Raw genomic sequence first — 12,575 nt, forward strand, 5'->3', positions numbered from 1 at the left:
TTATATCAATTATTCTATGGATTTTTGATATTTATTCCTCAGAACAATAGCAATTGCATTTGTTGTTAAAAGAATTCCCAGAAGCACTATAATACCTGCAGCAGCCAAATCCTTAAACTGTTCTTTGGGAAGCCCCATCCAATAATAGATTTGCATAGGTAATGCTGTAAATATTGAGTTTAATCCTTCAGGAAGTTTTGAAACATAAGTCGCCGCCCCTACCATAATAAGCGGTGCAGTCTCTCCCAACGCCCTTGATACGGATAGTATGACACCTGTAAATATTCCGGGAAGTGCCGCCGGTATAACTATTTTTCTGATGGTCTGCCACTTTGTAGCACCAAGGGCATAGGAACCGTGTCTCAAATACTGTGGTACAGCTTTAATGGCCTCCTGAGATGCTACTATTACTATAGGTAATACAACTAACGACATGGTTAATGCTCCTGCTAAAACACTTTTTCCTAAACCAAGTGTTTTTACAAAAACAGTAAGTCCAAGTAAACCGTATACAATTGACGGAGTACCTGACAGATTTGATATATTTATTTTTATAAATTTGGTAAAGCGATTCTTTTTCGCGTATTCCTCTAAGTATACTGCTGTCCCCAACCCTATAGGAACTGAAAAAAGTATCGTTAGCAATATAATGTATATACTTCCGTATATGCCTGGCAGTATTCCTGCTTTTTTTGGAAAACGGGACGGAAAGTTAGTAAAAAAGTGTTTTGTAAGATATGGTACACCTCTCATGATAATATCAGCCAGCAGAATAACGAGTACTACTATTCCTATCAATGTTATACAAAATATTACTCCGTGAAAAATAGAATTTTTCATTTTCCTATACTTAATCTGATTCATATAATCACCTCCGCTATTATGCTTTTAATATTCCTTCCTGTATTTTTCAACCATATAATGAGAAAGAATATTAAGTCCCAATGTAATAATAAACAGCAGCAGGCCTACCGCAAATAATGAATAGTAGCCTACTGTTCCATGAGGGTTGTCTCCCTGACTGGCCTGTACTATAAATGAAGTCATGGTCTGCATGCTCTCTAAAGGATTAAATGTAAGGTTCGGCCTTGCTCCAGCAGCAATTGTTACAATCATTGTTTCCCCTATAGCTCTTGAAATTGCAAGAACAAAGGATGCGGAAATTCCCGATATTGCAGCCGGAACCACTACTTTCAAGGAGGTTTCCATTTTAGTTGAACCTAAAGCAAGTGCCCCCTGCCTTAAACTGTCTGGAACAGCTCTTAATGCATCCTCGCTCAGTGAAGAAACCAGAGGTATGGTCATAATACCAACTGCAATACTGGCACTGAGTGCATTGAAAATTTCTGTCTGTGGTATAAATGCTTTAAGTAAAGGTGTAATCAAGGTCAATGCAAAGTATCCGAATACTATTGAAGGAATTCCTGCCAAAACCTCCAGAATAGGCTTTATAACCTTTCTTACTCTTTTATTGGCGTACTCGCTGAGGTATATTGCAGTAAACAAGCCTATAGGGATTGATATAACCGCTGATACTAGTGTTATTATTAATGTTCCCATTACCAACGGCAGTACTCCGAAACTGGGGTTGCTAAATAAAGGTGTCCATTTCCGTCCAAAAAGGAAGTCTGTAATTGATACATTTGAAAAAAAACCAATAGAATCCTTTAAAAGTGAAACGATGATTCCGATAGTAGTTAATATTGTAACTATTGCAAACAAAAACAGGATGCTTCTGGCTATTACATTTGATGCCCTCATTCTTTTAATCCTGTTGTTTACAGCTTTTTTATTTTGAAAATTATTTGTCGTATCTGTCATATACATTCCTCCTAATAATGTTATAATAGCATTTGGAGTAATTCACCGAAAGCAAACTCATGTTAAACGTGTGTTAATATAATGTTAAGTTGTTTTGAGCAATTTCATCATTAGTTTTGTCCTATATAAACAAAATTTATATATTTCAGCATTTATGTTAATAATAAAATATATATACATTGTTAACATCGAATTAACAAGGAATTAAACCTGCATTAAAAATATATTGATATTATTAATTTGTACCAGTAATAATATTTTTTGTATAAGGAATGATAACATGACTAACGAATATAGAATTGTTACTAAGGATCTAAATCTTTACTATGGAGATATGCAGGCGTTAAAGAATGTTTCATTGGAAATTCCCAGCAATAAGGTTACTGCCTTTATAGGCCCTTCCGGATGCGGTAAATCTACTTTTTTGAAAACTCTAAACAGAATGAACGATCTTGTAGCATCAGTCAGAATCAACGGTGATGTCTATTTCGACGGTTTGAATGTTTATAAGGAATATGATATAGTTGAGTTAAGGAAAAATATTGGAATGGTATTCCAAAAACCTAATCCATTTCCAATGTCTATTTATGACAATATTGCTTATGGGCCGCGTATTCATGGGATAAAGTCCAAATCCAAACTGGATGAAATAGTTGAAAAAAGCCTCAGAAACAGTGCCCTCTGGGATGAGATTAAGGACAGATTAAAGCAGAATGCACTTGGTTTATCAGGTGGTCAGCAGCAACGTCTTTGTATCGCAAGGGTTTTAGCTGTAGAGCCTGAAGTTGTTTTGATGGATGAACCTACATCAGCTCTTGATCCGATTTCTACTCTTAAAATAGAGGATTTAATTGAAGAATTGAAGCAAAATTATACTATTGTAATAGTTACGCATAATATGCAGCAAGCAGCAAGAATATCAGATTTAACAGCATTTTTCCTCCATGGGGAGGTAGTTGAATTTGGCAGTACAAACCAATTGTTCAGTAATCCAAAAGATAAGAGAACTGAAGACTATATTACAGGAAGATTTGGTTAAGAGGTGATTAATAATGGTAAGAAATTCATTTGACAAAGAACTGGAACATTTGCACGGTCTTATGGTTAAAATGTCAGCAATGGTTGAGGAATCTATTGAAAATTCAGTTATCGCTTTCAAGAAGCAGGATGTGAGTCTCGCTAAACAGGTATTTGAAAGTGATGATACCATTGATGATATGGAAAGCAAAATAGAAAAAATATGTATTAATCTGATTGCAAGACAGCAGCCGCTGGCAAAGGACCTTAGAACAATAAGCACAGCTCTTAAAATAATAACCGACATGGAGCGAATAGCAGATCATGCGGCAGATATTGCCGAATTGACAATCAGAATGGCTGATTTAAAGCAAGTTAAGCCTTTGATTGATATACCTCTTATGGCTGATTTGGCAAAGAAAATGGTTACAAAATCAATTGATTCCTATGTAAAACAGGATATTGCTCTTGCTAAAGCGGTTTGTGACAGCGATGATGAGGTAGATAATTTATTTTCAAAAATTGTTCTTGAGCTAATTAATATAATGAAGAACAACCCTGAAACTGTTGAACAGGCAACTGATTACATGTTTGTAGTAAAGTATCTGGAAAGAATAGGAGACCACGCTACCAACATTGCAGAATGGGTTGTTTTCAATGTAACGGGTTCCCACGAGCATTTAGCCCGGAAAAATGAGTAAATTTATATTTTATGGGGTGACAAAATGTCAAAGCAGGTTATTTTTGTAGTAGAAGATGAAATGCATATTCAGCAATTGATAAAATATAACCTTGAGGCAAATGGCTTTAAGGTTAATGTTTTTGATAACGGAGAAGATTTATTGGCATATAGTTCGGAAAATATACCGGATTTATTTATTCTGGATATAATGCTCCCAGGTATAGATGGGCTGGAAGTTTGCAGACACCTAAAGCAAACCCCCAATACAAAAACTATTCCAATAATTATGTTAACAGCAAAAAGTGAAGAGTTTGATAAAGTATTGGGATTAGAACTTGGGGCCGATGATTATATTACAAAGCCTTTCAGCGTAAGGGAACTTGTTGCCAGGGTTAAAGCCTTATTTAGAAGAGTGAATATAACTACTGAGCCAAAAGTCGAAGTCCTGTCTCACGGTGAGATTACAATTGACTGTAACAGAAGAGAAGTATACAAAGGTAACAGACTGCTGGAAATGCCGCTGAAAGAATTCGAACTACTTAAAATGCTGATTCTTAACAAGGGTAAGGTTTTATCTAGGGAACATCTTTTGGATAAAATATGGGGTTTTGACTACTACGGTGAAACCAGGACAGTTGATGTTCATATAAGATATTTGAGACAGAAAATTGAAGATAATGATGAAAATCCCACTTATATTGAAACTGTTCGCGGAATTGGCTACCGTTTTACTGATAAAATCCCTGATTCAGCCAATTAGATTAATAATTAATCGCTAATGGGGGTGCCCTGAAAGTAAATGAGAAAAAGAATAATTCACTACTCTGTTATGCTTGTAATAATTGGTATTACTATTGCAGGAATTTTTACTTCTGCAATGGCCAGATATTTCTACAAACTGGAAGTTCAAAACAATATTGAAAGTATCGCTGTTCTATTAAGGAATGATATATTAGAAAAGGCATCCGTAAAAAGAAAATTAGACTATAATAAGTTTGCAAAAGATTACGCATATCTTCTTAATTCCAGAACAGACAAAGATAAAAATTTCCCCTTAGTTACCAGAATAACAATTATTAACTTTCAGGGAAAAGTCCTGGGTGACTCAGACTCAAATATCGATACAATGGAAAACCATTTAAACAGAAAGGAAATTCAGGAAGCTATCCAAGGTCAAACAGGAAAAGACCAACGGTTTAGTTCTTCCATGGAAATGCCTTACTTGTACGTCGCTTTGCCAATAAATGAGCATAGCATAATTGTAAGAATTTCTGTTCCTTTATATCAGCTTAATGCTATAAATAAAGCATTTTTATATTATACTTTGCTTGGAATCCTTGCGGGCTTGTTACTTACATTACTTATTTCATTTAAATTATCCAGTCACATAACTAAGCCAATTCAAAACTTAATCAATACTTCTAAGGAAATAGCCGGAGGTAACTACAAAAAAAGAGTTGATGCTAATTATAAGGATGAAATTGGTCAGCTTGCTTTAACCTTTAATGAAATGGCTGATAAACTTGATGAGACTCTTAGCGGCATAATGGATAAAAATGTAAAGGTAGATACAGTTATTAATAGTATGAGAAATGGCATAATTGCTATAGATATCAACTCAAAAATTATTATTGTAAACACTACAGCCTGCGATATATTCGATGTTCAGTATGGACCTGGAATTATCGGCAAAAACCTTATAGATATTACAAGGAATTCCAAAGTTAATTCATTGTTACGTGAAACAATTAAAAATGATTCATCTTTAATTGATGAAATTGTGCTGTTCTCTCCCTCACTGGGTATAGACAAAATCTATAGAATTTATACTAACACTATCAAATCATCGGATGGTACAAACCAAATCGCAGGAGCGGTAATTACACTAAATGACATAACATCAGTAAGAAAGTTGGAGCAAATACGTACTGAGTTTGTATCAAATGTTACCCATGAGCTTAAAACTCCCCTCACTTCAATAAGAGGGTTTGTGGAAACTTTAAAAAATGGTGCTATTGAGGATACCTCAGTAGCTGTAAAATTCCTTGACATTATTGATATTGAAGCCGAAAGGCTCTATACTCTCATTAACGATATTTTACAACTATCAGAAATAGAGGCTATGCAAAAAGATGAGGGAATAATAGAAATGGATTTGAGACAGATAATTGATGAAGTTGTTCTTATTTTAAAATCTTCAGCAGACAAAAAGAATATTACTCTGGAAGTTTCTTCAACTCCTTCTCAAATTCAGGTTATAGCCAATAGAAACAGAATAAAGCAAATGCTTATTAACCTTATTGATAACGCTATTAAGTATAATGTTGAAAATGGCAAAGTTGATATAAAAGTAGAAAAACATAATGGAAATACAATAATTTCTATAAAAGATACAGGTATAGGAATTCCTAAAATACACCATTCAAGAATTTTTGAAAGATTTTACAGAGTAGATAAAGGGCGTTCCAGGAATATGGGCGGTACAGGACTTGGACTGTCTATTGTAAAACATATAGTAAATCTTTACAGCGGCGACATTAATATTATAAGTGAACCGGGTAAGGGAACAGAATTCGTAGTTAAACTGCCATTGTAAGTTAAATCTTGAAACTTAAATAGCAAAGCAGCCTTCTATTGTATAGCCTGTACAATAGAAGGCTGCTTTGTTTGCATATTGAGGAATCTATTTTAATTTAAGGAAATTATCCCATTACAACTTCAACCTTATGTGTCTTTCCATCATCAAATACAGGAATTATATTACCATCAATCTCATTGCCATCTACAACAAGCTTCTTAACTCCTTTTGAAACGTGTTCAGGATTGCTAATGGCAATTTCAAAAATCACATTTCTGAATTTTCTTGTAACTTTGTAACCATCCCAACTTTTTGGTATACACGGATCAATCTTCAGTCCTAAATAATCAGGCTTTATTCCGAGTATATTTTGAGAAATAACGACAAAGTTCCATGCTGCAGTACCAGTAAGCCATGAATTCTTTGCTTCTCCCGGTCTCTTAGCATCCTTACCTGCAATCATCTGAGAATAAACATAAGGCTCAGTTTTGTGGATATCACTTATCTCTTCAGTATATGCAGGAGCTATTTTAGAATAATATTCAAAAGCTCTGTCTCCTCTGCCTATAACTGTTTCACCAGCAATTATCCATGGATTGTTGTGGCAGAATATGCCCGCATTTTCTTTATATCCTGCAGGGTATGTAGATATTTCACCCATATTCACATAGTATTTTGTATATGCCGGATTCTGAAGTACAAGTCCATATGGAGTATCCAAATACTTTCTTGCAGAATCCAGAGCTTTTTCCACATAACCATCTTCTAAACCAATTTCCGCCATCGAGCAGAAACCCTGTGATTCAATGAATATCTTACCTTCTTCGTTTTCATTACTGCCTATCTTTTCACCATTATCATCGTAAGCACGAATGAACCATTCTCCATCCCAACCATATTCCTTAACAGTCTTTATCATTTTATCAATTTCAACTTGAGCCTTTGCAGCTTCATCTTCAAGACCATTAAGTTTACAGAGCTTTACATACTCAGGACCATAATAAACAAACATTCCTGCTATCAAAACAGACTCTGCAACTTTACCGTCTTTACTTGTAGTTGTCTGGAATGATTCGTCCGGAGTTGTTGAGAAACAGTTAAGATTCAAACAGTCATTCCAGTCTGCCCTTCCTATAAGTGGCAGTCCATGAGGTCCAAGATTATTAACAACATGATAGAAAGATCTTCTTAAGTGTTCAAACAGAGAAGCAGCTTTCTTCTCATCGTTATCAAAAGGAACATTTTCCTTTAGTATGTCCATATCCCCTGTTTCTTTTATATAAGCAGCAACAGAAGCAATCAGCCACAATGGGTCATCATTAAAATTACCACCGATTTCATTGTTACCCTTCTTTGTAAGTGGCTGGTACTGATGATATGCACCGCCATTTTCCAATTGGGTTGCAGCAATATCAAGTATTCTTTCTCTTGCTCTGTCAGGTATTTGGTGTACGAATCCCAATATATCCTGATTTGAATCTCTGAAACCCATACCTCTTCCGATACCTGTTTCAAAATATGAAGCACTTCTCGACATATTAAAAGTAACCATACATTGATATTGGTTCCAAATGTTTACCATTCTGGACAGTTTTTCGTCTTTATGCTCCAGTTTGTACTGTGTAAACAGCTGACTCCAATAATCCTGCAGTTCTTCAAAAGCTGACTGAACACCTGCTGGATTACCCTTTTCTTCTATCATCTTATATGCTTTCTTTTTATTTATAACGCCCTTGCTTTCCCATTTGTCATTTACATCGTTTTCAACATAACCCAAAATGAAATCAAATTCCTTTTCTTCACCTGCATTTAATTCAACCGTTATGCAATGTGAAGCCATTGGGCCCCATCCGTGAGCTATGGTATTCTTAGGCTCACCACTAACAGGTACCTGAGGAGCATCAAAGCCGTTATATAAACCGATAAACTGATCTCTGTCAGTATCAAATCCTGTTAATTCAGCATTAACAGAATAAAAAGAAAAGTGATTTCTTCTTTCTTTGTATTCGGTTTTATGATAAATTACTGATTTCTCAACTTCAACTTCACCAGTACTTAAATTTCTCTGATAATTTGTCATGTCATCATATGCATTCCATAAACAAAATTCAATACATGAGAATAACTTAACACTTTTTTTATCAGATGTTGTATTCTTAACTCTTACACGATGAATTTCACCATTAAAATTTAACGGGACAAAATATAATACCTCTGTACTGATACCATTTTTGCTTCCGGTTATCTTGGTGTATCCCAATCCATGTCTACACTCATATGAATCTAACTCAGCCTTAACAGGAGACCATCCCGGTGACCAAAGAGAACCGTTATCATTTATATAGAAGTATCTTCCTCCCATATCTATTGGGACGTTGTTATATCTATAACGGGTTATTCTGCGCAAACGCGCATCCTTATAGAAGCAATAGCCACCTGCAGTATTTGATATCAAAGAAAAGAACTCCTGAGTTCCCAGATAATTTATCCAAGGATAAGGTGTTTTAGGTGTTGTGATGACATATTCTCTATTTGAATCATCAAAAAAACCGTATTTCAAAATTATAACCCCTTTCAACTGTCTAATTATTTTATAAGAAATCCTGTTAGAATTTATAACATATTTCTCCAAGTAATCAGTATTTTATTATTTTATACTTAGAACAATAAATAAAGAAATTTGCAATTTATATTTTCTCAGAGAATCAAAAAGACGGGGGTTCCTTTTTAGAGACATTCATTTGAACATTAGCTTATCTTTCTCAATTCTTTCCCCCGCCTGTTTCTACTTTTTAAAATTACTTTACAACATATATTGTTTATAAACAACAAGTGAAACAATACTTTCAATTTTAGTATTGTATAATTGCCGATGCCACTTTTCCTCACAAAAAGTTTAATAATGCAACTTTTTGTAGAAAATTAATCTATTTATATTTTATTCAAATTAAGAAAAACTTGAATAGAACAACTTGCTTTAATGTGCAATATTTTGTCATGGCTTAATTGTAATAATCCACATTTAAATTATCCTAGTTAATTTTCTTTGAGCAGTCATATATCTGCTCAAAGAGTAATTTAACCAGTTTATTTCAAACACGCTTAATACCTATATATCATAAGGCAAGCGAAACAAAAAACTTCTAAAATCGAATGTACAGTAGAAGTCTGTACATAAAACTACCCTTAGCCTTTTACAGACCCGGCAGTAATACCTTGAATAAGTGATTTTGAGAATGCCAGGAATATACAGAACATAGGTATTGTACCTATAACTAAGGCTGCTATTCTAGCACCATAGTTTGCTCTGTACAACGCATCCAGTGTTGATAATCCAAGAGTTACAGTGTATTTCTTTTGATCACTGATTAATACCAGCGGTAACAGATAATTGTTCCAAGATGCCATAAATGACAACAATGCTTGTGAACCAAGAGCCGGTTTAATAAATGGCACAACCAGCTTGAAGAATATGCCACCTTCAGTACACCCATCCATTCTTCCGCTCTCGATTATTTCTGTGGGAACACCTTGAACTGTATATTGTCTTATCCAGTATACCGCAAATGCATTTGCTGCTGCTGGAATGATAAGTGACAAGTGTGAGTCAGTCCAACCAATCTTGTTCATTTCAGTTACAAATGCTATCAAACCAAGCTGAGTAGGAAGCATCATAGTAATCAAAATTGCATAATATGCTGCCTTTTTGAGTTTAAAGTTAAATTTTGCAAGTGCATATCCGCACATAGCACATACAAGTACTGTCAAAGTTGTTGTTAAAACAGCAATATATATACTGTTAAAATAGTATCTGCCAAATCCAGCATTCAGGAATACATCCTTTATATTAACCATAAAGTTGTTTCCAGGCAATAAATGAAGGTCGGTAAAAAGAGCATTTGTATCATATGTACTCATTATTACCATAAGATAAAAAGGACCTATAGCAATTATTGAACAAACAGTGAGAAATATATATAAAATAAAGGAATAAACTTTATTAGTTTGCTCCATCTTTATCCCCCCCATTCATAAGCTTTAATGAAATAAATGAGAATACTGCTATTACTACAAACATTCCATATGCAACAGCACTACCATAGCCATACTGTGAGTTCTGGAACGCACCCTTACCCATAAGCATTACCAAAGTCATTACTGTATTATCAGGTCCTCCTGAGTATGGTCCGGTTTGATAATTTCCCTGGGTATAAATAATATTTGGTTCATCAAAGGTTTGGAAACCACCTATAAGGGATGTAATAACCATATATATTATTATAGGCTTTATCATTGGAAGAGAAATATTCCAGAAATTGTGCCATGCTCTGGCTCCATCAACACGTGCAGCCTCAAATAACTCTTCCGGTACTGATACAAAACCGGCTATAAAGAACAGTACACAATATCCTGTGTATCTCCACATCATAATAACTGCAATAACCACTTTAGCCAATTTCGGGTCTGCAAGATATTCAACAGGATCTTTAATAATATGGAGTTTCATTAAGATTGCATTGATTGTTCCTGATGAACCTCCATCGAAAAAGAATGCCCACAACAATCCCGCAGCTATAGGTATAACAAGATATGGAGTAAAAACTGCAGTTTTAAAAATTTCTTTGTGTCTAACAAGTTTTGAATTAATCATATAGGCAATAATTACTGCAAATATCAACTGTAATGGTATCAATAGTAACATGATAATCGCAGTATTTTTTAAAGCTAGTACAAACTCCCCGTTTTCAAACATTCTTTGGTAATTTGCTAATCCTACAAATTTTATATCCGTGTATCCGTCCCATTCATTAAGACTCATATACAGCGTAAATAATATAGGAATTAACGAAAATGCTATAAAAAGCAGGAAGTAAGGTGCCATGAAAAGATAAGGTGCTGATTTCTTTGAGAGATTTTTCATTACTAACCACCCCCGTGTGCTTGATAAAGTACAAACATTAAAATAATCAAGGAGAGGGAATTTCACCCTCTCCTAAATCATCAATAACATTCAGATAATTCCGAAATTACTTCAGTTCAGGAACATTTTTCTTCATATCAGCAATCATGAAGTCAACTGCTTCTTGAGCTGTTTTTCCTTTTTTGATTTCCTGTAATCCTTTTACGAAGTTAGCTTCGAGGAAATTATCGTATTTACCAAGGGCCTTAACCTTTACAGCATCCATATTATCCATGTAGAATTGTCCTACATCCTGGCCACCCCAATACTCTTCTTTTTGGCTAAAGAAACCTGGTTTATCCATGAATTCTTTAACAGGAGTAATATTCATACCAGTTGTGAATGCGTTCTTAACACCGTTTTCATTGAGTACTTGGTCAGCTATGTAACCCCAAGCTGCTTCCTTAACCTTTGAATCTTTCCAGATTGACAGTGCAGTTCCACCCCAGTTGAACATTCCACCTGGAGCAACTGTTACTCCCCAGTCACCTTTACCATTAGGATCTGCTGGTTCTATAACATACTTGAGGAACCAAGGTGCTGCTGCTGAAAATACATCTTCGCTCTTAGCAAATGATGCAGTCCAGTTAGGAGCCCACATGTCATATTTGTTGATAACGCCAGCCTTCCACAACTTTTCGATAACCTGGAAAGTAGGAAGGTAAACTTCGTTAAACTTGATTGTTCCATCCTGAATTGGGTTTTGAGGATTATATCCGTCAACTATATGGAATATATCTCTTACTGATCTGAACGCATATACCTTCTTGCCATCTATCTTAGCATCCTTGAAAGCAGCAATTACATTATCCCAAGTCTTAAACTTGTCTGCCAACTCTTTAGGATCATCAGTATTGAATAATTTCTTTGTCATACTTCTTCTGTAAGCAATACCTGATGGGTTGAACTGTGTTGGAGCTCCCAATATCTGTCCCTTGTCATTTGTAACAAGTGGCAATGCCTTTTCAGCTAATTTTGACTTATCAAAGTTGTATGGAGCTTGTGAAAGATCTTCACAAATATCCATGTCGAAGAGAGTTCCTCTGAAACCAACTTCTCCTCTAATTACATCCGGTAAAGCTGTTTTTGCTGCTACTGCAGTCTGTATTTTCTTAACATAGTCTGCACTTGCAACCGGTACTGATTCAACCTTTACATTTGGATATCTGGTATTAAAATCAGCTATTGCTTCCTTAAGCTGATCCTGGTTTTCCCAGTTCCACATTACTATTGTTCCGGAAGCCTTTGTGAAGTCTGTTGATGTAGCAGCTGGTGAAGAAGTAGCTGCTACTGAGCTAGTGCTAGCTGCTGAGCTTGATGCAGAAGCAGTACTGTCACCTGACTCAGTGTTTCCGCAGGCAGCCATACCAAGCACCATAACACCTGTTAAAACAGAAGCTATTACCTTTTTAAACATTTTAAAATCCTCCTTTTTGATTTAGCAATTCATATTGAAATGCTTACATTAGTGCCATTAAAGCACTTTGCAACATTTATTCTATAAAAATAGACTTTCT

The 12,575-nt window shown here is 35.1% G+C and carries 10 protein-coding genes; 4 read left to right on the forward strand and 6 right to left on the reverse strand.

The window, feature by feature from the left end:
* Positions 1-9: 9 nt before the first annotated feature.
* Positions 10-864, reverse strand: coding sequence for a phosphate ABC transporter permease PstA (gene pstA, locus K412_RS0101325; protein WP_024831432.1), 855 nt, complete (start codon positions 862-864; stop codon positions 10-12).
* 24 nt (positions 865-888) lie between these two features.
* On the reverse strand, positions 889-1,821 hold the full coding sequence (gene pstC / locus K412_RS0101330) for a phosphate ABC transporter permease subunit PstC (RefSeq protein ID WP_024831433.1): 933 nt from the start codon (positions 1,819-1,821) through the stop codon (positions 889-891).
* Between the two features lie 280 nt (positions 1,822-2,101).
* Here pstC and pstB point away from each other — a divergent pair, with 280 nt between their 5' ends.
* From pstB to pnpS, 4 genes are read left to right on the forward strand one after another with little or no spacing between them, the layout of a single operon-like run.
* On the forward strand, positions 2,102-2,860 hold the full coding sequence (pstB, locus tag K412_RS0101335) for a phosphate ABC transporter ATP-binding protein PstB (RefSeq protein ID WP_024831434.1): 759 nt from the start codon (positions 2,102-2,104) through the stop codon (positions 2,858-2,860).
* Positions 2,861-2,873: 13 nt separating this feature from the next.
* A complete protein-coding gene (gene phoU, locus K412_RS0101340; protein WP_024831435.1) occupies positions 2,874-3,539 on the forward strand; it encodes a phosphate signaling complex protein PhoU in 666 nt (221 codons plus the stop codon).
* A gap of 24 nt (positions 3,540-3,563) precedes the next feature.
* Entirely contained in the window at positions 3,564-4,280 is a 717-nt protein-coding gene (locus K412_RS0101345; RefSeq protein WP_024831436.1) for a response regulator, read from the forward strand.
* Positions 4,281-4,319: 39 nt separating this feature from the next.
* Entirely contained in the window at positions 4,320-6,116 is a 1,797-nt protein-coding gene (pnpS, locus tag K412_RS0101350; protein WP_024831437.1) for a two-component system histidine kinase PnpS, read from the forward strand.
* Between the two features lie 106 nt (positions 6,117-6,222).
* On the opposite strand, the gene K412_RS0101355 is transcribed toward pnpS, so the two are convergent.
* The 4 genes from K412_RS0101355 to K412_RS0101370 all read right to left on the reverse strand — a co-directional run bounded on the left by K412_RS0101355 (position 6,223) and on the right by K412_RS0101370 (position 12,475).
* Positions 6,223-8,658: a glycoside hydrolase family 94 protein gene (locus K412_RS0101355; RefSeq protein WP_024831438.1), complete on the reverse strand. Its 2,436-nt coding sequence runs from the start codon at positions 8,656-8,658 to the stop codon at positions 6,223-6,225.
* A gap of 626 nt (positions 8,659-9,284) precedes the next feature.
* The gene (locus K412_RS0101360) at positions 9,285-10,112 is read right to left on the reverse strand and encodes a carbohydrate ABC transporter permease (RefSeq protein ID WP_024831439.1); all 828 of its coding nucleotides are present in this window, start codon (positions 10,110-10,112) and stop codon (positions 9,285-9,287) included.
* Positions 10,099-11,019 carry a carbohydrate ABC transporter permease gene (locus tag K412_RS0101365; RefSeq protein WP_024831440.1) on the reverse strand — a complete coding sequence of 307 codons (921 nt, stop codon included), beginning with the start codon at positions 11,017-11,019 and terminating at the stop codon, positions 10,099-10,101. The genes K412_RS0101360 and K412_RS0101365 overlap by 14 nt, the downstream gene beginning before the upstream one ends.
* Before the next feature lie 106 nt (positions 11,020-11,125).
* On the reverse strand, positions 11,126-12,475 hold the full coding sequence (locus K412_RS0101370; RefSeq protein ID WP_024831441.1) for an ABC transporter substrate-binding protein: 1,350 nt from the start codon (positions 12,473-12,475) through the stop codon (positions 11,126-11,128).
* Positions 12,476-12,575 lie beyond the last annotated feature (100 nt).

Origin of the sequence: Ruminiclostridium josui JCM 17888 (genome assembly GCF_000526495.1) — a bacterium.
Taxonomy (GTDB): Bacteria; Bacillota; Clostridia; order Acetivibrionales; family DSM-1351; genus Ruminiclostridium; species Ruminiclostridium josui.